The following is an 18,710-nucleotide window of genomic DNA, read 5'->3' as shown; positions in this document are numbered from 1 at the left end:
CTTTGCGGAAGAGGGGCCCGCGCAAGTACAACTGCGGGTAGATGGCACAATCAGTACATGCACCGGCACCATGAACCTCCGTACGCGGGCGGCGAACCCGCGGCTGAGGACTCCAGGGGCCGGCCATCCGAACGCCGAATTGACGACCGGCCGGACGTCACCTCCGCACCAGCTGAGGGGCCGGACGACCAGGAAGTCGCAGCGCTCTACGCGCTCGTGGCCGAGCGGTTGAAGCAAGCTCACGCCCGCGTGCATGCGCTGAACGTGTCTGCCGATGCAAAGACCGCTCTCACCCGGCAACTCCTCATCGTCACCGAGACCGCCAAGCGCGATCTTCCGGAGGCGGCAAGGCGGTTGAGTCGCTTTGTACATGACCTCGACGAGCGGCCCCCGCCGCTCGACTGAGGTCGCCGACGCGCAAATCCATTGCGACACTAGGGTGATTCGCGCGTTTGGTAATTGAAAGTCCGCAGATACATACCTAACGTGCGAAAAGAACGGATGGAATCATCCGGCGCTCGTTTCCGAAGGGGAAGACGTGAACAAGGCTCAGCTTGTCGAAGCGGTGGCCGAGCAGCTGGGCGGTCGCAAGGCTGCCGCAGAGGCCGTCGACGCAGTGCTCGACACCATGGTCCGTGCCGTTGTGGCCGGTGACCGGGTTTCGGTCACCGGGTTCGGCACCTTCGAGAAGGTGGAGCGCTCCGCGCGCTTCGCCCGCAACCCGCAGACCGGCGAGCGGGTCAAGGTCAAGAAGACCTCGGTCCCGCGCTTCCGTCCGGGCCAGGGCTTCAAGGACCTGGTCAGCGGCAGCAAGAAGCTGCCGAAGGAAGGCCCCTCGGTGAAGAAGGCCCCCAAGGGCTCCCTCACCCCGGGCAAGAGCGGCGTCGCCGCCACCCCGGCCGCCAAGCGTGCCGCCACCAAGCGCGCCGCCGCTGCCGCCGCCGCTCCGGCCACCAAGAAGGCCGCCGCCAAGAAGACGGCGACCACGGCCGCCGCCAAGAAGACGGCCACCACGGCCGCCGCCAAGAAGACCACGGCCACCGCCAAGAAGGCGACCGCGAAGACCACGGCCGCGAAGACCACCGCCGCCAAGAAGACCACGGCGACCGCGACCAAGGCCGCCGCGACCAAGAAGACGGCCGCGGCGAAGAAGGCGACCACCACGGCTGCCGCCAAGAAGACCACGGCCACCGCCAAGAAGGCGACCGCCACGGCCAAGAAGACGGCGCCGGCGAAGAAGACCGCCACCCGCAAGACCACCGCGCGCAAGACCTCTGCCAAGTAAGTCCCGCGCGACCGTCCTCGGACGGCCTTCGGCCAGGAGCCGCGGCACCCCTTCCGTGAATTCACGGAGACCGGGCGCCGCGGCTCTTTCGGTTTCCGGGCGCTCAGTCAGGAATCGACGGCGCACGGCGGCGCGGGGGCGACCAGGACGGCGTGGCGGGAAGCGGGCCGGCGGCCCGGGCGGTGGCCGATCGGGCCGGTCAGGCCTCGGCGGGGTCGGGGAAGGTCTGGAGCGTCACGAAGACCACCCGGCGGGCCTCGCCGGTGCCCTCGGTGCGGATCCGCACCCGCTGGCCGGGGCGCAGCAGCCGCAGGCCGCCGGCGTCGAAGGCGGCCGCGTCGAACGGCACCGGGGTCCCGTCGTCGAGCAGCACGGAGCCGGCCCGGGTGGCGGGGTCGAAGGTGAACGCGGTGGCCTGCATGCGAGCAGCATATCGAGCGGGCCGTCCTGGGCCCTGGAGCAGGTCGGGCGGCGTCCCGGGCGGGGCCGGAACGGGCTCAGCGCAGGCCCAGCGCAGGCTCAGCGCGAGTTCAGGCGGGCGAACAGCGCGCTGGTGTGCGGGCCGAGGCCGAGCGCCGCGGCCTCGCCGAGGTCCGTACCGGTGTCCACGTCCCGGCGCACCGACTCCACGTCCGCGAGGCGCAGTTCGAGCGCCCCGCCGGCCGCGTGCCGGGCCCGGGAGCCGTCCCCGAAGGCGGGGGAGAGCGGTCGGCCGGGGGCGCAGGCGAGCAGCGTGGTGCCGAGGCCGGGGGAGTCCGGCAGGAAGGCCCGGCCGGCGGGCGGCACCGCGCCCAGCACCCGGGCGAGTTCGGCCGGGCGCAGTGCCGGGAGGTCGGCCGAGAGTGCGGCCAGCGGAGCCTGCGGGGCCAGCGTCCGGGCCCGCGCGGCGCCGTGCGCCAGCGCCCGGTTGAGGCCGCCGCCGGGCTCGTCGGCGACCACCAGGGCGCCGAGCGCGGCGAGCCGGGCGCCGGCCCCGGCGTCGCGGGTGACCACCAGGACCCGGCCGACGCCCGGAGTGGCCAGGGCGGCGCCGACGGTGTCCAGCGCGAAGGACAGTGCCAGGTCGGCCCGGTGCGGTCCGGCGTACGGGGCCAGTCTGCTCTTGGCCAGGTCGAGCGACTTGAGCGGAAGCACCAGCGACCAGCCGGCCTTGGGTGCGGGGGGCGCGACGGGTCCACTGGGGCGTACGGTGTCCTGGGTCATCGGCGTCATTGTGTCGCCGGTCCCGGAGCCCTCGCCAGGCCGTTCGAGCTGTGCGGACGTGCGTTTGATCACGCCCGCCGGGCGGGTTGGCGCGGTTGCTCGACAGCCGGTGAGCGGGCGGGCGACACTGTTCCGCGCCCGTGGCCCGGGCACCGGCGGAAGAAACGGTGCGCGGCACCGGGAAGCCATGACCGCGGTGATCCGTGCCGCATCGGATGAGAAGGAGCTGGGGTGGCCCGCCGCTCGTACGCCAAGTTCGGCAACGCCGACTACGGCATCTGGTACCGCTTCGCGGCCGTGCTGGTGAAACCGGTGACGACCGCCCTGGTGAAGCCCGACTGGCGGGGCTGGGAGCACATTCCGAAGAACGGCGGTTTCATCGCCGCGGTGAACCACAATTCGATCATCGACCCGGTGATCTACGCGCACTGGCAGTACAACAGCGGACGTCCGCCGCGCATTCTCGGCAAGTCCTCGCTGTTCTCGATCCCCTTCATCGGATTCATGCTGCGCAAGACCGGCCAGATTCCGGTGTTCCGGGAGTCCACCGACGCCGCGCAGGCGTTCCGGGCCGCGATCGACGCGATCAACGGCGGCCAGTGCGTGCAGTTCTACCCGGAGGGCACGCTCACCCGGGACCCCGACCTGTGGCCGATGACCGGCAAGAGCGGGGTCGCCCGGGTCGCGCTGATGACCGGTGCGCCGGTCATCCCGGTCGCGCACTGGGGCGCCCACGAGATCATCCCGCCGTACGGCCGGCCCGGTTACGGGAAGGGCAAGTTCAACCTCTTCCCGCGGCACAGGGTCACCGTCGCGGCCGGGCCGCCGGTGGACCTCAGCAAGTACCGGGGGCAGGAGCTCACCGCCCAGGTGCTCGCCGACGCGACCGAGGACATCATGACGGCGATCACCGCCGTGCTGGCCGAGGTCCGGGGCGAGGAACCGCCGGCCGAGCGCTACGACATGCGCAAGGCCGCCCGGGAGCGTGCCGCGGCCGCGCTGGCCGAGCGCCGGCGCGCCAAGGGCGAGCGGACCGAGGGCACCGAGGAGGGCGGCAAGTGACCCGCTGCGCCGTGATGGGGACCGGCTCCTGGGGCACCGCGTTCGCGCTGGTGCTCGCCGACGCGGGCTGCGAGGTCGTGCTGTGGGCCCGCCGCCAGGAGCTGGTGGACGCCGTCAACTCCACCCACGAGAACCCGGACTACCTGCCGGGCGTCCGGCTGCCCGACACCGTGCGGGCCACCACCGACGCCGCCGAGGCGCTGGCCGGCGCCGACTTCGCGGTGCTCGTGGTGCCCTCGCAGACGCTGCGCGACAACCTGGCCGCCTGGACGCCGCTGATCGAGCCGCAGACCGTGCTGGTGAGCCTGATGAAGGGCATCGAACTCGGCACCGCCAAGCGGATGAGCGAGGTGATCGACGAGGTCACCGGCGTCGGCCCGGAGCGCGTCGCGGTGGTCAGCGGGCCCAACCTGGCCAAGGAGATCGCCAACCGGCAGCCCGCGGCCAGTGTGGTCGCCTGCTCCGACGAGACGGTCGCCAAGCGGCTCCAGGCGGCCTGCCACACGCCGTACTTCCGGCCGTACACCAACACCGACGTGGTGGGCTGCGAACTCGGCGGCGCGGTCAAGAACGTGATCGGCCTGGCGGTCGGCATGGCGGCCGGCATGGGGCTCGGGGACAACACCAAGGCGACCCTGATCACCCGCGGGCTGGCCGAGACCACCCGGCTCGGCGAGGTGCTGGGCGCGGACCCGCACACCTTCGCCGGACTGGCCGGGATGGGCGACCTGGTGGCCACCTGCTCCTCGCCGCTGTCGCGCAACAACACCTTCGGCATGAACCTGGGCCGGGGCATGTCGCTCGCGGAGACCATCGCGGCCACCCGGCAGACCGCCGAGGGCGTCAAGTCCTGCGAGTCGGTGCTGGACCTGGCCCGGCGCAACGGGGTCGACATGCCGATCGTCGAGGCCGTGGTGGACGTGGTGCACAACGAGCGGCCGATCAAGGAGGTCCTGCAGGCGCTGATGTCGCGTTCGGCGAAGCCGGAGCGGCGCTGAGCCCGCGAGGCGGCTTCGGCGGCGTCCGGTTCCCCGGCGCCGCCGGCTCCCGGGCGCCGCTCGCCTTCCGCCCGGGCCTCGCACGGTAGTCTCAAACCCGATATGAGCATCGAACAGACCTCCCCGAACCGGCCCGACCGGAAGCCGCGCGTCGCGCTGGTCTTCGGCGGGCGCAGCTCCGAGCACGCCATCTCGGTCTCCACCGCGGGCAGTGTGCTCAGGGCGATCGACCGCGACAAGTACGACGTGCTGCCGATCGGCATCACGCACGAGGGCCGCTGGGCGCTGACCAGCGACGAGCCGGCCCGGATGGCCATCACCGACGGGCGGCTGCCGGACGTGGCGCACGTCGCCGAGGGCGTCGACGGCCAGGTCGCGCTGCCGGTCGCCCCGGGCAACCGCGAGGTGGTCCTGACCGAGCCGGGCAGCGCCCCCAAGGCCCTCGGCGAGGTCGACGTGGTGTTCCCGCTGCTGCACGGCCCGTGGGGCGAGGACGGCACGCTCCAGGGCCTGCTGGAGCTCTCCGGCGTCCCGTACGTCGGCAACGGCGTGCTGGCCAGCGCGGCCGGCATGGACAAGGAGTTCGCCAAGCGGATCCTGGCCTCGCACGGCCTGGAGGTCGGCCGCTACACCATCGTGCGGCCGCGCGACTGGGAGTCCGAGGAGGGCCGCGCCGCGGTGCGCGAGCGGGCCGCCGAGCTGGGCCTGCCGGTGTTCGTGAAGCCCTGCCGGGCCGGCTCCAGCATCGGCATCACCAAGGTGAAGGACCTGGCCGACCTCGACGCCGCGATCGAGGAGGCCCGTCGGCACGACCCCAAGCTGATCATCGAGGCGGGCGTGACCGGCCGCGAGATCGAGTGCGGCGTGCTGGAGTTCGAGGACGGCCCGCGGGCCAGCGTGGCCGGCGAGATCCTGGTCGGCGAGGGCTTCGACTTCTACGACTTCGATGCCAAGTACATCGACTCCTCGGACGTGAAGATCCCGGCGGACCTGACCGCCGAGGAGCTCGCCGAGATCCAGCGCCAGGCGATCGAGGCCTTCGAGGCGCTCGGCTGCGAGGGCCTGGCCCGGGTGGACTTCTTCCTGCTGGAGGACGGCACCTGGATGATCAACGAGATCAACACCATGCCCGGCTTCACCCCGATCTCGGCCTACCCGAAGATGTGGGCGGCCAGCGGGGTCTCGTACCCGGAGCTGATCGACCGGCTGCTCGGCGCGGCGCTGCGCCGCTCGACCGGGCTGCGCTAGCGGGCCGTACGGCGCGGGGCGGGCCGGGAGCTTCCCGGCCCGCCCCGCGTTCGTCGTGCTCAGCCGGGGATGTTGGCCTTGACCAGCGGGGTGAGCGCGGCGGCCGGGTCCAGCGGGCTGCTGTAGACGCCGGGCGGGGAGATCACCTCGACGTAGGCCGCGCGCATGGTCGCGACCAGGCGGTAGCTCCCGTCGTCCAGCTTCTGCGACCACCAGGTGAGGTCGTCGACGGTCGGGGACAGGTCCATGGCGTGCGGCCCGTCCAGCTCCTCGGGCCGGTCGACGCCGCAGCGCAGGACCGTCCGGGGCGAGCTGTCCCAGACGGCCACGTACGGCGAGGCGGGCGACGGGTCCTTGCGGGCGTGCCCGAGCAGCTCCTTCGGCAGCGCGGCGGCCAGGGCCCTGCAGTAGCCGGCCGCCCTACCGGTCGGGTCCGGGACCTCGATGGCCCGGTCGGCCGGGCCCCAGCTGCCCACCAGCACCACGACCGTGCAGGTCAGGGCGACGGGCAGGGCCAGCCAGCGGACCGGGGCCGGCAGGGCGGTCAGCGCCTTGGGGACGCGCAGTTCTCTGGCCACCCGCCGATGGTAACCGGGCCTTACGCGCCCGGGCTCCCGGTGCGCCGGCCCGCCCCGGCCCACGGGCCCTAGAGGTGCACCACGGGGCAGGTGAGGGTGCGGGTGATGCCCTCGACCTTCTGGACCCGGGCCACCACCATGCGGCCCAGCTCGTCCACCGTCCCGGCCTCGGCCTTGACGATCACGTCGTACGGTCCGGTGACGTCCTCGGCGGTGAGCACGCCCGGGATCTCGGAAACGGTCTGGGCCACGGAGGTGGCCTTCCCAACTTCGGTCTGGATCAGGATGTATGCCTGTACCACGGGGACCTCCCGGCGGCCGGTTCAAGGGGGGATCGCCGCCGTGAGCACCCGGTCAGGCGTGTGGGTGGAAGGGCTCACCGGCAGTCTGATCACCACGCTACCCCGCAGCGGGCCGGGGAGGGGAGACCCCGGGGCCCCGGAAGGGCGTACGCTGCGCGCGGGGGAGCGCGACGGGGGCCGATTCGGATGGAAACGCGAGAGGACGGCAGATGCAGGGGACCGTGGGCGAGCTCGGCGAGTTCGGCCTCATCAGGGAGCTGACCGCCCGGGTACCGCTCACCGATGCGGTCGACCTCGGCCCGGGTGACGACGCCGCGGTGGTGCGGGCACCGGACGGCCGGGTGGTGGCGACCACGGACGTCCTGATCGAGAACCGGCACTTCCGCCGGGACTGGTCCACCGCCTACGACGTGGGCCGCAAGGCCGCCGCCCAGAACCTCGCCGACGTGGCCGCGATGGGGGCGGTGCCGACCGCCATCCTGCTCGGCCTGGTCGCCCCCGCGGACCTGCCGACCACCTGGGCGACCGAGTTGATGGACGGGCTGCGCGACGAGTGCCAGGTGGCCGGGGCGACGGTGGTCGGCGGCGACGTGGTGCGCGGCGACACCGTCACGCTGGCCATCACGGCGCTCGGCGACCTCCAGGGGCGTGCGGCGGTGACGCGCTCCGGCGCACAGGTCGGCGACGTGATCGCGGTGACCGGCTGGCTCGGCTGGTCCGCCGCCGGGCTGACCGTGCTCCAGCGCGGCTTCCGCTCCCCGCGCGCCTTCGTCGAGGCGCACCGCCGGCCCGAACCGCCGTACCACGCGGGCCCGGCGGCGGCCGAGTTGGGCGCGACCTCGATGATCGACGTCAGCGACGGGCTGGTCGCCGACCTCGGCCACGTGGCCCGGGCCAGCCAGGTGGACATCGACCTCAAGGCCGCCGACTTCGACGTCCCGGCGCAGATGGCCGACATCGGCCAGGCGGTCGGGGTGGACCCGCTGGTCTGGGTGCTCTCCGGCGGCGAGGACCACGCGATCGTGGCCACCTTCCCGCGCGGGGTCCAACTCCCGGCCCGCTGGCGGGTGGTGGGCGAGGTGACCGGCCGCCCGACGGGCAGCCGCAGCGGCCGGGTGACGGTCGACGGCGCGCCCTGGGACCGAGTCGGCGGCTGGGACCACTTCGCCGAGTAGCGGGCGGTCCTCCCGGATCCCCGTACGGCGGAGGGCGCGTGACGCTCCGGTGTGCGGGGACGGGATTCGCGGGTGCGTTGTGCGTAGGCTTGCGCCATCCCAGCCGCCCGTCCGGCGCGGATGGTCCGAACCACTGCGAGTGGGAGCACGCCACAGATGCGCATCGGTGTACTGACCAGCGGCGGCGACTGCCCCGGCCTCAACGCGGTGATCCGCTCGGTGGTGCACCGGGGCACCGACGTCCACGGGGACGAGATCGTCGGCATCCTGGACGGCTTCCTCGGACTGATCGAGGGCCGCACCAGGACCGTCACCCACGACGACGTCACCGGCCTGCTCACCCTCGGCGGCACCATCCTGGGCTCGGCCCGGGTGCGGCGGGACCGGATCGCCTGGGCGGTGGAGAACGCCAAGACACTGGCCCGGGAGATCGGCATCGACGCGCTGATCGCGATCGGCGGCGAGGGGACGCTGACCGCCGCCAAGCTCTTCGGCGACGCCGGACTGCCCGTGGTCGGGGTGCCGAAGACCATCGACAACGACATCGACACCACCGACATGACCTTCGGCTTCGACACCGCCGTCCACGTCGCCACCGAGGCGATCGACCGGCTGAAGACCACCGCGGAGTCCCACCAGCGCGTCATGGTGGTCGAGTTGATGGGCCGGCACACCGGCTGGATCACCCTCACCGCGGGCATGGCCGGCGGCGCCCACGGCATCCTGATCCCGGAGAAGCCCTTCGACATCGAGGCGGTGGCCCGGATAATCGAGGACCGCTTCGCGCGCGGGAAGAAGTTCGCCATCATCGCCGTCGCCGAGGGGGCCTGCCCGGTGCCCGGCACCATGCGCTTCGACCACGGTGAGGTCGACCAGTACGGCCACCGGACCTTCGGCGGGATCGGCACCCGGCTCGCCCACGAGCTGGAGAACCTGCTCGGCAAGGAGGCCCGCCCGGTCATCCTCGGCCACGTCCAGCGCGGCGGCACCCCGACCGCCTACGACCGGGTGCTCGCCACCCGGTTCGGCTGGCACGCCGTGGAGGCCGTCCACCGGGGGGCGTTCGGGCACTTCACCGCGCTGCGCCGGACCGGCATCGAACTGCTGCCGATCGGCGACGCGGTGACCCGGCTGAAGACGGTGCCGCGGGACCGCTGGGCGGAGTCCGAGGCGGTGCTCTGAGACCGCGCGGGTAGGTTGGGGCCATGTCCTCCACCGCACCCCCCCGCGTGCTCACCGTCGCCGGCTCCGACTCCGGCGGCGGCGCCGGCATCCAGGCCGACCTCAAGGCGATGCTCGCTCTCGGCGTCCACGGCATGAGCGTGATCACCGCCGTCACCGCGCAGAACTCGCTCGGCGTCCAGGGCTACTGGGAGCTGCCCGCCGAGGCCGTCCGGGCGCAGTTCCGCAGTGTGGTGGACGACATCGGGGTGCAGGCCGTGAAGACCGGCATGCTCGCCTCGGTCGAACTCGTCGAGACCGTCGCCGAACTGCTGGCCGGGGTGGACGCCCCGGTGGTGGTCGACCCGGTCGGGGTCTCCAAGCACGGGGACGCGCTGCTGGTCGCCGAGGCCGTCGCGACCGTCCGCGAGAAGCTGCTGCCGGTCGCCACCCTGGCCACCCCCAACCTGCACGAGGTGACCCAGCTCACCGGGCTGACCGTCGAGGACGAGTCGCAGATGCTGGACGCCGCCAAGGCGTTGGTCGACCTCGGGCCGCGCTGGGCGCTGGTCAAGGGCGGCCACCTGGAGGGCGAGGCCGCCGACCTGCTGTACGGCGGACCGGACGAGGTGCACTGGTTCCGGGCGCCGCGCTACGACAACCGCCACACCCACGGCACCGGCTGCACCCTGGCCAGCGCGATCGCCTCCGGCCTGGCCAAGGGCGAGCCGCTGCCGCGGGCGGTGGCCTCGGCCAAGGAGTACATCACCGGCGCGATCGCCGGGGGCTTCGCCCTGGGCGCCGGCATCGGCCCGGTCGACCACGCCTGGCGCTGGCGCTGAGGAACCCGGGAAAACAGAGGTGGGCGGGCTCCTGGATGGAGTCCGCCCACCACTGGTGAGTCCGGAAATCGGCGTAGCCTGCCACGGAAACAGCGAAGCCGGCTCATCCGAGGATGAACCGGCTCACTGGAGGACCGGCTTGCCGGTCTGCGCGTCAGCGCGAGACCTTACCGGCCTTGATGCACGAGGTGCAGACGTTGAGCCGCTTCGGCGTCCGCCCAATCACAGCGCGCACCGTCTGGATGTTGGGGTTCCAACGACGGGGGGTACGGCGGTGAGAGTGGGAGATGCTGTTGCCGAAGCCCGGCCCCTTGCCGCAGACGTCGCAGTTGGCAGCCACAGGAGTCACTCCAAGACTTCAGATCAGATACTTTCGAAAACCCCGCTCAACCACCAGAACACTCACGTGAACCAGACCGGACAAGGGGGTGAGCCTGGACGGTTCCAGGCAACCGGAAGAGCATACAACGCTTGCTTCCGTCCCACGAAACTACCATGACCGGCCGAGTGATCGCTCCGGTCGCCGGTCCGGACGACCCCACCCCGGCCCCGATAACCTGCCGGTATCACCCCTCGCCGTTCATTGCCCGGCCATGTCGGCGTCCCATCCGGAGGAGACCTGGTGCTGCACACGCTCGACGCCCCGGCCGTGCGCACCTGGTGCCAGCTCGCCCTCCGCGCACTCGGCCAGGCCCGCGAGGAGATCGACGCGCTCAACGTCTATCCCGTCCCGGACGGCGACACCGGCACCAACCTCTACCTGACCGTCGAGTCCGCCGCCGCCGAGGTGGAGAGCCGCTTCGCCGACCCCGCCGCCGACCCGGCCCCCGGGCTGGCCGACGCGGTCCGGGCGATGGCCCGCGGCGCGCTGGTCGGTGCCCGCGGCAACTCCGGGGTGATCCTCGCCCAGTGGCTGCGCGGCACCGCCGAGACGCTGGCCGAGGGCGGCGGCGCCGAACAGCTGCGGGCCGCCCTGCAGCGGGCCGCCGACTCCGCGTACCAGGCCGTCGCGGAGCCCGTCGAGGGCACCCTGCTGACCGTCGCCCGGGTCGCCGCCCGGGAGGCCGTACGGGCCGGGGACGGGCTCGCCCAGGTCGCCGACACCGCCTACCGGGCCGCCAGGGACGCGCTGCGGCACACCCCCGAACAGCTCGCCGTGCTGGCCGAGAACGGCGTGGTGGACGCCGGCGGGCGCGGCCTGGTGGCCGTCCTCGGCGCGCTCGCCGACGCCGTCGCCGGGCAGCAGCCGATGGGGCCGGTCGCGCTGCGCGGTGACATCCGGGCCGTCGAGAGCTGCGAGACCCACCTCAGGCCGCCCGGCCCCGGCCACCCCGCCTTCGAGGTCATCTACCTGCTGGACGCCCCCGACGAGGCGCTGCCCGCGCTGCGCGCGCGGCTCGGCGAGCTCGGCGACTCGCTGGTGATCGGCGGCGGCGACGGCCTGTGGAACGTCCACGTCCACGTGGACGACGCGGGCGCCGCCGTGGAGGCCGGGGTCCGGGCCGGGCGCCCGCACCAGATCCGGATCACCCACTTCGCCGAGGCCGCCGCCCGCTCCGGCAGCGCCGCCGAGCCCGGCGAGCGCGAGGAACGGGCCCGGGCGGTGCTCTCGGTGGTCTCCGGCGGGGGCCTGGCCGAGCTCTGCGAGCAGGCCGGCGCCGTCGTCCTGCACGCCGACCCGGACCGCCCGCCGGCCAGCGCCGAACTCGCCGCCGCGGTCCGCCGCTCGGCCGCCCGCGAGGTCGTCCTGCTGCTCAACGACCCCGAGCTGCGCGCCGCCGCCGGGGCCGCCGCCGACCAGCTGCGCGAGGAAGGGGTGCGGATCGCCGTCCTGCCCACCCGCTCGCCGGTGCAGGGACTGGCGGCGCTGGCGGTGCACGAGGGCGGCCGCCGCTTCGACGAGGACGTGGTCGCCATGACCTCCGCCGCCGGGGCCACCCGGTACGCCGAGCTGGCCGTCGCCGAGGGGGAGTCCTGGACGATGGCCGGGGTCTGCCAGGCCGGGGACGTGCTCGGGCTGATCGACGGCGACGTCGCGGTGATAGGCGTCGGCCTGGCCGAGGTCGGCGAGAGCGTGCTGGACCGGATGCTCGGCGCGGGCGGCGAACTCGTCACCCTGATCCTCGGCGAGGGCGCCGACGAGGCACTCGCCGAACGGCTCGTCGCCCACGTCCGGCACCGGCGGCCCGAGGTGGACGCGGTGGTCTTCCACGGCGGCCAGGAACCGGCGCCGCTCCTCATCGGGGTCGAGTAGCGCCGCCCCGGAGGCGGACGGGCGGGCGACCAGCGCCGTTCTGTCCGTCCGGTGGTGTAGACAGGGGCCTGATGGGCGCTCTCGATGAACCACTGACCAAACTCGTCGGCGACCGCACCGCGAAGGTGCTCGCCGACAGCCTCAAGCTGCGCACGGTCGGGGACCTGCTGCACCACTATCCGCGCCGCTACGTCGAACGCGGCCAGCTCACCAGCCTGGACGAGCTGGAGGTCGACGAGCACGTCACCGTGCTGGCCAGGATCGAGAAGGTCACCCTGATCCCGTTCCGCGGGCGCAAGGGCGACCGGCTGGAGGTTGTCGTCACCGACGGCCGCAGCCGGCTCTCGCTGGTCTTCTTCAACCAGGGCTGGCGGCAGAAGGAGCTCAAGGCCGGCGCCCAGGGCCTGTTCGCGGGCAAGGTCGGGGTCTTCAACCGGACCCGCCAGCTCGTCTCCCCGGACTACCAGCTGCTCGACGAGGACGCCGGGTCGGACGCGGCACGGCAGTTCGCCGGCCGGCTCATCCCGGTGTACGGCGCCAGCGCGCAGATGCCCAGTTGGAAGCTGTCGATCTGCATCGAGACCGCGCTCACCAAGCACCTCGGCGACGTCGGCGAACCGCTGCCCGCCGAACTGCGCGAGCGGCACGACCTGATCCCGCTGCCCGAGGCGCTGGAGCTGATCCACCGCCCGCGCGGCCACGCCGACCGTGAGCGCGCCCAGAGCCGGCTGCGCTGGGACGAGGCCTTCGTGCTGCAGGTCGCCCTCGCCCAGCGCCGGGCCGCCGACTCCGCCCTGCCCGCCAAGCCGCGCCGGGCCCGCGAGGGCGGCCTGCTGGACGCCTTCGACGCCCGGCTGCCGTTCACCCTCACCGAGGGCCAGCAGAAGGTCTCCGCCGAGATCGCCGCCGACCTGGCCACCGAGCACCCGATGCACCGGCTGCTCCAGGGCGAGGTCGGCTCGGGGAAGACCCTCGTCGCCCTGCGCGCCATGCTCGCCGTGGTGGACGCGGGTGGCCAGGCGGTGCTGCTGGCGCCCACCGAGGTGCTCGCCCAGCAGCACCACCGCTCGATCGTCGAGATGATGGGGGACCTCGCCGAGGGCGGCATGCTGGGAGGCTCCGACCTCGGCACCCGGGTGGTGCTGCTGACCGGTTCGATGGGCGTCCCCGCCCGCCGCCAGGCGCTGCTCGACATGGCCTGCGGGGACGCCGGGATCGCCATCGGCACCCACGCGCTGATCGAGGACAAGGTGCAGTTCCAGGACCTCGGCCTGGTCGTGGTGGACGAACAGCACCGCTTCGGCGTCGAGCAGCGGGACGCGCTGCGCGCCAAGGGCGAACAGCCGCCGCACCTGCTGGTGATGACCGCCACCCCGATCCCGCGCACCGTCGCGATGACCGTCTTCGGGGACCTGGAGACCTCCGTCCTGGACCAGCTGCCGGCCGGCCGCTCGCCGATCTCCACCCACGTCGTCCCGGCCCTGGAGAAGCCCAACTTCCTCACCCGGGCCTGGGAGCGGGTCCGCGAGGAGGTCGCCAAGGGCCACCAGGCGTACGTGGTCTGCCCCCGGATCGGGGACGAGGAGCCCGCCGCCGACACCGGGAAGAAGCGCCGCAGGGCCGCCGAGGAGGACTTCGAGGAGGTCGCCGACGCGGGCGCCGCGAGCGACGAACGGCGGCCCCCGCTCTCGGTGGTGGAGACGGCCGACAAGCTGGTCAGGGGGCCGCTCGCCGGGCTGCGGGTGGAGATCCTGCACGGCCGGCTCGCACCGGAGGCCAAGGACGAGGTGATGCGCCGGTTCGCGGCCGGCGAGGTGGACGTGCTGGTCGCCACCACCGTGATCGAGGTCGGCGTCAACGTCCCCAACTCCACCGCCATGGTCATCATGGACGCCGACCGCTTCGGCGTCTCCCAGCTCCACCAGCTGCGCGGCCGGGTCGGCCGCGGCAGCGCGGCGGGCCTGTGCCTGCTGGTCAGCGAGATGCCCGGGGGCAGCGCCGCGAGGGCCCGGCTGGACGCGGTGGCGGGCACCCTGGACGGCTTCGAGCTGTCCCGGATCGACCTCGAACAGCGCCGCGAGGGCGACGTGCTGGGCCAGGCGCAGTCCGGGGTGAAGTCCTCGCTCAAGGTGCTCTCGGTACTGGAGGACGAGGAGGTCATCCTCACCGCCCGCACCGAGGCCACCCGGCTGGTCGCCGAGGACCCGGACCTCGCCGCCCACCCGGAGCTGCGCACCGCGCTGGAGAGCCTGCTCGACGAGGACCGCGCGGCCTACATGGAGAAGGGCTGAGCCGTTCCGGCGGAGCCGGATTGTCAGACCCCCGGGAGAGAATGAAGGTGTTCAGGGCGCACCTCCAAGGTGCGTACCTGGCACGACACTTGGGGGTCATGCCATGGCATTCCGTCATCTCAACGAGCTCCCGCTGGGCGACAAGGTCTTCCGGATCGAACTCGCCAGCGACGACGATCGCGAAGTCACCCTCACCCTGACCGGCTGGCGCGAGGGGGCGGCCGCCGCCCCGCTCGCCTCGGGCCGGCTCCGCCTGCCGGTCGAGGACGTCGCCTCGCTGCGGATCGCGCTCAACCGCGCGCTGCGGGCGCTGGCGATCGTCGCCGACGTCTCCGAGCCCATCCCCGACCGCGACGTGCTGCGCGAGCTGTACCCCGGCCACGGCGCCCCCTGGGTGCCGCAGCACGAGGAGGAGCTGGTCCGGCGCTTCCACGACGGCGAGACCGTCGCCCGGATCGCCGCCCGCTTCGGCCGCACGCCCGACTCCGTCCGGACCAAGCTGCGCGAGCTCGGGCACGACCCGCGCCGCCCCGAGTTCTGCCCGCCCGACGGCTGCCTGTCCTGGTCCCGCTACGCCTCGCCGGCCCTGCTCGGCGCGAGCGCCCCGGCCCGGGCGGCGGACTCCGAGGCGAGCTGACCACCCGTGGGTGACGGTGCGGCACCGGCGGGGGCGTCCCGCCGGTGCCGCACCGCTCCGGCACCGGCGCGCCCCCGCGGGTCGGGGCGGGATAGCGTGGTCGGGCAGCGACGAAAGGACCTCCCACCACCATGACCCGCGTGATCGCCGGGGCGGCCGGCGGCCGCCGGCTGGCCGTACCGCCCGGCCGGGGCACCCGACCGACCTCCGACAAGGCCCGCGAGGCGATGTTCTCCACCCTGGAGGCGCTGCACGGAACCGTGCGCGGAACCCGGATGCTGGACCTGTTCGGCGGATCGGGCGCGGTCGGGCTGGAGGCGCTGTCGCGCGGCGCCGAGCACGTCCTGCTGGTCGAGGCGGACGCCCAGGCGGCCCGGGTGATCCGGGAGAACGTCCGGACGATCGGCCTGCCCGGCGCCGAGGTGCGGGCGGCCAGGGCCGAGAAGGTGATCGCCGGCCCGCCTCCGCAGAGCCCGTACGACCTGGTCTTCCTCGACCCGCCGTACGTGGTGACGGACGAGGAGGTCCGCGAGATGCTGATCACACTCCTGGCCGGGGGCTGGCTCACGGAGGACGCACTCGTCACCGTGGAGCGCAGCACCCGCGGCGGCGGCTTCGACTGGCCCGAGGGCTTCGAGGAGCTCCGCTCCCGCCGCTACGGCGAGGGAACGCTCTGGTACGGTCGCGCCGCCGCGGCCGGCGAGCAGGAGTAGCGGGCCGCCGCCCGCAGCAGCCGTCACCCCACGAGGGAGCACACACGCCATGCGCCGAGCCGTCTGTCCCGGTTCGTTCGACCCGATCACCAACGGCCACCTCGACATCATCGAGCGGGCCTCGAAGCTGTACGACATGGTGCACGTCGCGGTCCTGATCAACCGGAACAAGCAGGGCATGTTCACCGTCGAGGAGCGGATCGGCCTGATCGAGGAGGTCACCGCCGGCTTCGGGAACGTGGTGGTCGAGTCGCACCACGGCCTGCTGGTGGACTACTGCCGGGAGCGCGGCATCCCCGCGATCATCAAGGGCCTGCGCGCCGTCAGCGACTTCGACTACGAGCTCCAGATGGCCCAGATGAACCACGGTCTGACCGGGGTGGAGACGCTGTTCGTGCCGACCTCGCCGACGTACAGCTTCCTCTCCTCGACGCTGGTCAAGGAGGTCGCCTCGTACGGCGGCGACGTCTCCCACCTGCTGCCCGCGACGGTGCACGGCCGGCTGGTGGAGCGGATCGCGGAGCGCAAGGCCCAGCAGTAGTCCGCCGCCCGTCCCTTTCCTGCCGGTTCGTCACGGATTGTCCCGCGGGCGGCAGACCGGTTCGGCTGAGGCGTTGTGACCGTGCCCGGCAGTGGCCGTACAGTCTGTATTCCTGCCCTGCGGTGAGGTCCACCGCGTCGGGCCTGCCTCCGCCGGACCGTCGGCGGCACACGGAAAGACGAAGCCCCCGTGGACGTGCAGAACAAGGTCGACGAGATCGTGGCGGCGGTCGAGAACGCCCGCTCGATGCCGATGTCGGCCTCCTGCGTGGTGAACCGGGCCGAGCTGATCGGCCTGCTCAACGACCTCAAGTCGGCGCTGCCCGCCGAACTGGCCCAGGCCCAGTCGGTGATGGCCGACCACGAGCAGGTGGTGGCGGGCGCCCAGGCCGAGGCCGAGCGGATCATCCAGGGCGCGCACGCCGAGCGCGGCTCGCTGATCTCGGACACCGAGGTGGTTCGCCGGGCCCAGGCCGAGGCCGACCGGATCCTCGCCGAGGCGCGCGCCGAGGTCGACGCCAAGCGGGCCGAGGCCGACGACTACGTGGACAGCAAGCTCGCCAACTTCGAGGTCGTGCTGACCAAGACGCTGGGCGCGGTCGGCCGCGGCCGCACCAAGCTGCGCGGCGACTCCAGCGTCTTCGAGACCGAGCCGGACGCCGAGAGCGACGGCGAGGAGTTCCGTCCGCAGCGGATCAGCCCGAGCCCCGAGGTCGACGAGTACGTCGATGTGAAGCTCGCCACCCTGGAGAACGTGCTCGGCGCCACCCTGGAGGCCGTCGGCAAGGGCCGGGACAAGCTGCTCGGCAAGCGTCCGATCGACGAGCTGGGCGCCTACCTCGCCGCCGCCGACCAGGCCCAGCAGGCCAAGGAGCGGGCCGAGGCGGTGGCCGCGGGCTTCGCCCACGACCCCGAGGGCGACGACATCGCCTGGTACCGCGAGGACGTCCCGCAGCAGCAGACCTGGCCGGAGCAGACCCCGGCCGCGGCCGACTGGCAGGCCCCCGGCACCGACCAGTACGCGGCCGCCCAGCAGCAGGGCGGGCAGTACGTCGAGGTGTACGGCGGCGGCTACGACCCGGCCGGCCAGGGCGACCCGTACAGCGCCCAGTGGGGCCAGCAGCAGGGCGGCTACCAGCAGCAGGGCTACCAGGACCAGCAGGGCGCATGGGGGCACGCCCGGCCGGAGGCCGGGGGAGGCTATCCCCAGCAGCAGCCGGGCTACGCCGCGCAGTCGTACGACGGCTACACCTACCCCCAGCAGCCCACCGCGCCGCCGGCCGTGCCGCACCAGCAGCAGGGCCAGCAGCAGGGCCAGGGGCAGGGCCAGCAGCAGGGTCAGGGGCAGGGCCTGGACGAGACCAGCTTCTTCGACACCAGCATGATCGACATGACCAGGCTGCGGGAGCTCGGCGGCCGCTGAACCGGCCCCGGCACGGCGGTGCGGGAGCCTCCTGACGGGACCGAAGTTGGGCCTGGCGGGAGACTCCGGTAGTCTGACCACTCCGGCCCCTCCATGTCCGGCTGTCGGCTTGCCCTCGCAACGCCGGTCCGGGCGGAGACGCCACCGAAGATTCCCCAGGAAGTCAGGACACCGTGAACCGCCTCGACCACCGCGACCCCCTCGTGTTCGACACGCACGAGCTCGGTCGGCGTCCGGGCTCGATGCGCAAGGTGAGCCGGACCCTGGAGGCCCCCGAGGGCTTCGGGATCATCGACGTCATCGGCGTGCCGGAGAAGAGCCCGATCGACCTGGAGCTCCGCCTGGAGTCCGTGGTCGAGGGCGTGCTGGTCACCGGCACCGCCGAGGCCCACGTCGAGGGCGAGTGCGTCCGGTGCCTGGAGCCCGTCGAGTTCGACATCGACGTGGACTTCCAGGAGCTGTACTACTACCCGGAGTCCGACGAGCGCCACCGCGCCCGGACGACCGGGACCGAGGACCTCGACGAGGACTCGGAAGAAGAGACTTACCGTCTGGAGGGCGACTTCTTCGACCTCCAGCCGGTGCTGCGTGACGCGGTGGTGCTCGCACTGCCGCTGCAGCCGGTGTGCCAGGAAGACTGCCTGGGCCTGTGCTCCGAGTGCGGAGCGCGCCTGAGCGACGACCCGGCGCACCACCACGATGCCGTCGACCCCCGGTGGGCGGCTCTGCAGGGACTCTCCGCCGCCCCCGGCGACGAGGGTGACGGATCTAAGAACAGCGACACCCGTGAGGGTCTCGCCGAGAACCAGGAGAAGTAGCCGTGGCTGTTCCGAAGCGGAAGATGTCGCGCAGCAACACGCGCCACCGCCGGTCCAACTGGAAGGCCGTCGTTCCGGCCCTCGTGGCGTGCGACCGCTGCCACGAGCCGAAGCTGGGCCACATCGCGTGCCCGAGCTGCGGCACGTACAACCGTCGCCAGGTCCTCTCGGTCTGATCGG

The 18,710-nt window shown here is 73.0% G+C and carries 21 protein-coding genes; 16 read left to right on the top strand and 5 right to left on the bottom strand.

Features of this window, described 5'->3' with window-relative positions; translation table 11 throughout:
- Nucleotides 1–57 precede the first annotated feature (57 nt).
- Both ACZ5OX_RS36125 and ACZ5OX_RS36120 read left to right on the top strand, forming a co-directional pair.
- Nucleotides 58–405, top strand: a complete 348-nt coding sequence (locus ACZ5OX_RS36125; RefSeq protein WP_402416625.1) for an SCO5555 family protein — start codon at nt 58–60, stop codon at nt 403–405.
- Nucleotides 406–538: 133 nt separating this feature from the next.
- Complete coding sequence (locus ACZ5OX_RS36120; RefSeq protein ID WP_465636088.1) at nt 539–1,285, top strand: HU family DNA-binding protein; 747 nt, start codon at nt 539–541, stop codon at nt 1,283–1,285.
- A 199-nt stretch (nt 1,286–1,484) separates the two neighbouring features.
- Here ACZ5OX_RS36120 and ACZ5OX_RS36115 read toward each other — a convergent pair whose 3' ends face one another.
- On the bottom strand, nt 1,485–1,706 hold the full coding sequence (locus tag ACZ5OX_RS36115) for a hypothetical protein (RefSeq protein ID WP_392883854.1): 222 nt from the start codon (nt 1,704–1,706) through the stop codon (nt 1,485–1,487).
- Nucleotides 1,707–1,804: 98 nt separating this feature from the next.
- Complete coding sequence (cofC, locus tag ACZ5OX_RS36110) at nt 1,805–2,488, bottom strand: 2-phospho-L-lactate guanylyltransferase (RefSeq protein WP_465636086.1); 684 nt, start codon at nt 2,486–2,488, stop codon at nt 1,805–1,807.
- Nucleotides 2,489–2,719: 231 nt separating this feature from the next.
- On the opposite strand from cofC, the gene ACZ5OX_RS36105 reads away from it, so the two are divergent.
- From ACZ5OX_RS36105 to ACZ5OX_RS36095, 3 genes are all read left to right on the top strand, one after another.
- Entirely contained in the window at nt 2,720–3,550 is an 831-nt protein-coding gene (locus ACZ5OX_RS36105) for a lysophospholipid acyltransferase family protein (RefSeq protein ID WP_449791287.1), read from the top strand.
- On the top strand, nt 3,547–4,548 hold the full coding sequence (locus ACZ5OX_RS36100; RefSeq protein ID WP_392883850.1) for an NAD(P)H-dependent glycerol-3-phosphate dehydrogenase: 1,002 nt from the start codon (nt 3,547–3,549) through the stop codon (nt 4,546–4,548). Before ACZ5OX_RS36105 ends, ACZ5OX_RS36100 begins: the two co-directional genes overlap by 4 nt.
- Nucleotides 4,549–4,650: 102 nt before the next feature.
- Nucleotides 4,651–5,796, top strand: a complete 1,146-nt coding sequence (locus tag ACZ5OX_RS36095) for a D-alanine--D-alanine ligase family protein (protein ID WP_392883848.1) — start codon at nt 4,651–4,653, stop codon at nt 5,794–5,796.
- 59 nt (nt 5,797–5,855) lie between these two features.
- Here ACZ5OX_RS36095 and ACZ5OX_RS36090 read toward each other — a convergent pair whose 3' ends face one another.
- Together ACZ5OX_RS36090 and ACZ5OX_RS36085 are read right to left on the bottom strand one after the other, a co-directional pair.
- Complete coding sequence (locus tag ACZ5OX_RS36090) at nt 5,856–6,374, bottom strand: DUF3515 family protein (protein WP_465636084.1); 519 nt, start codon at nt 6,372–6,374, stop codon at nt 5,856–5,858.
- A 68-nt stretch (nt 6,375–6,442) separates the two neighbouring features.
- Entirely contained in the window at nt 6,443–6,676 is a 234-nt protein-coding gene (locus tag ACZ5OX_RS36085; RefSeq protein WP_449791291.1) for an Lrp/AsnC family transcriptional regulator, read from the bottom strand.
- Between the two features lie 209 nt (nt 6,677–6,885).
- Here ACZ5OX_RS36085 and ACZ5OX_RS36080 point away from each other — a divergent pair, with 209 nt between their 5' ends.
- The 3 genes from ACZ5OX_RS36080 to thiD all read left to right on the top strand — a co-directional run bounded on the left by ACZ5OX_RS36080 (nt 6,886) and on the right by thiD (nt 9,854).
- Nucleotides 6,886–7,851 carry a thiamine-phosphate kinase gene (locus ACZ5OX_RS36080; RefSeq protein WP_392883842.1) on the top strand — a complete coding sequence of 322 codons (966 nt, stop codon included), beginning with the start codon at nt 6,886–6,888 and terminating at the stop codon, nt 7,849–7,851.
- A 156-nt stretch (nt 7,852–8,007) separates the two neighbouring features.
- Nucleotides 8,008–9,033, top strand: a complete 1,026-nt coding sequence (locus ACZ5OX_RS36075; RefSeq protein ID WP_465636081.1) for an ATP-dependent 6-phosphofructokinase — start codon at nt 8,008–8,010, stop codon at nt 9,031–9,033.
- A gap of 23 nt (nt 9,034–9,056) precedes the next feature.
- Entirely contained in the window at nt 9,057–9,854 is a 798-nt protein-coding gene (thiD, locus tag ACZ5OX_RS36070) for a bifunctional hydroxymethylpyrimidine kinase/phosphomethylpyrimidine kinase (RefSeq protein WP_392883839.1), read from the top strand.
- Between the two features lie 154 nt (nt 9,855–10,008).
- Here thiD and rpmB read toward each other — a convergent pair whose 3' ends face one another.
- Nucleotides 10,009–10,194, bottom strand: a complete 186-nt coding sequence (gene rpmB, locus ACZ5OX_RS36065) for a 50S ribosomal protein L28 (RefSeq protein ID WP_014138233.1) — start codon at nt 10,192–10,194, stop codon at nt 10,009–10,011.
- A 282-nt stretch (nt 10,195–10,476) separates the two neighbouring features.
- Here rpmB and ACZ5OX_RS36060 point away from each other — a divergent pair, with 282 nt between their 5' ends.
- From ACZ5OX_RS36060 to rpmF, 8 genes are all read left to right on the top strand, one after another.
- On the top strand, nt 10,477–12,108 hold the full coding sequence (locus tag ACZ5OX_RS36060; RefSeq protein ID WP_465636079.1) for a DAK2 domain-containing protein: 1,632 nt from the start codon (nt 10,477–10,479) through the stop codon (nt 12,106–12,108).
- Between the two features lie 71 nt (nt 12,109–12,179).
- The gene (recG, locus tag ACZ5OX_RS36055) at nt 12,180–14,399 is read left to right on the top strand and encodes an ATP-dependent DNA helicase RecG (RefSeq protein ID WP_465636077.1); all 2,220 of its coding nucleotides are present in this window, start codon (nt 12,180–12,182) and stop codon (nt 14,397–14,399) included.
- 103 nt (nt 14,400–14,502) lie between these two features.
- Nucleotides 14,503–15,036, top strand: a complete 534-nt coding sequence (locus tag ACZ5OX_RS36050; protein ID WP_402416590.1) for a hypothetical protein — start codon at nt 14,503–14,505, stop codon at nt 15,034–15,036.
- Nucleotides 15,037–15,167: 131 nt separating this feature from the next.
- Nucleotides 15,168–15,749 (top strand): 16S rRNA (guanine(966)-N(2))-methyltransferase RsmD, encoded by a 582-nt coding sequence (gene rsmD / locus ACZ5OX_RS36045; protein ID WP_392883834.1) that lies wholly within the window; start codon nt 15,168–15,170, stop codon nt 15,747–15,749.
- Between the two features lie 49 nt (nt 15,750–15,798).
- Entirely contained in the window at nt 15,799–16,290 is a 492-nt protein-coding gene (gene coaD / locus ACZ5OX_RS36040) for a pantetheine-phosphate adenylyltransferase (RefSeq protein WP_449791296.1), read from the top strand.
- Nucleotides 16,291–16,479: 189 nt separating this feature from the next.
- Nucleotides 16,480–17,712, top strand: a complete 1,233-nt coding sequence (locus ACZ5OX_RS36035) for an ATP synthase F0 subunit B (RefSeq protein WP_465636074.1) — start codon at nt 16,480–16,482, stop codon at nt 17,710–17,712.
- Between the two features lie 173 nt (nt 17,713–17,885).
- Complete coding sequence (locus ACZ5OX_RS36030; RefSeq protein WP_392883830.1) at nt 17,886–18,530, top strand: YceD family protein; 645 nt, start codon at nt 17,886–17,888, stop codon at nt 18,528–18,530.
- A gap of 2 nt (nt 18,531–18,532) precedes the next feature.
- Nucleotides 18,533–18,706: a 50S ribosomal protein L32 gene (rpmF, locus tag ACZ5OX_RS36025; RefSeq protein ID WP_030056747.1), complete on the top strand. Its 174-nt coding sequence runs from the start codon at nt 18,533–18,535 to the stop codon at nt 18,704–18,706.
- The last annotated feature ends 4 nt before the right edge of the window (nt 18,707–18,710 follow it).

This window comes from Kitasatospora sp. NPDC032121 (assembly GCF_055580145.1).
The sequence above is the reverse complement of the archived record's forward strand: the minus strand, read 5'-3'. Positions and strand labels throughout refer to the sequence as shown.

What these genes read in the sequence shown, in the direction of transcription:
- ACZ5OX_RS36125 (WP_402416625.1), top strand. Translation starts at nt 58, where the DNA reads ATGCACCGGCACCATGAACCTCCGTACGCGGGCGGCGAACCCGCGGCT.
- ACZ5OX_RS36115 (WP_392883854.1), bottom strand. Translation starts at nt 1,706, where the DNA reads ATGCAGGCCACCGCGTTCACCTTCGACCCCGCCACCCGGGCCGGCTCC.
- cofC (WP_465636086.1), bottom strand. Translation starts at nt 2,488, where the DNA reads ATGACCCAGGACACCGTACGCCCCAGTGGACCCGTCGCGCCCCCCGCA.
- ACZ5OX_RS36095 (WP_392883848.1), top strand. Translation starts at nt 4,651, where the DNA reads ATGAGCATCGAACAGACCTCCCCGAACCGGCCCGACCGGAAGCCGCGC.
- ACZ5OX_RS36080 (WP_392883842.1), top strand. Translation starts at nt 6,886, where the DNA reads ATGCAGGGGACCGTGGGCGAGCTCGGCGAGTTCGGCCTCATCAGGGAG.
- ACZ5OX_RS36075 (WP_465636081.1), top strand. Translation starts at nt 8,008, where the DNA reads ATGCGCATCGGTGTACTGACCAGCGGCGGCGACTGCCCCGGCCTCAAC.
- thiD (WP_392883839.1), top strand. Translation starts at nt 9,057, where the DNA reads ATGTCCTCCACCGCACCCCCCCGCGTGCTCACCGTCGCCGGCTCCGAC.
- recG (WP_465636077.1), top strand. Translation starts at nt 12,180, where the DNA reads ATGGGCGCTCTCGATGAACCACTGACCAAACTCGTCGGCGACCGCACC.
- ACZ5OX_RS36050 (WP_402416590.1), top strand. Translation starts at nt 14,503, where the DNA reads ATGGCATTCCGTCATCTCAACGAGCTCCCGCTGGGCGACAAGGTCTTC.
- rsmD (WP_392883834.1), top strand. Translation starts at nt 15,168, where the DNA reads ATGACCCGCGTGATCGCCGGGGCGGCCGGCGGCCGCCGGCTGGCCGTA.
- coaD (WP_449791296.1), top strand. Translation starts at nt 15,799, where the DNA reads ATGCGCCGAGCCGTCTGTCCCGGTTCGTTCGACCCGATCACCAACGGC.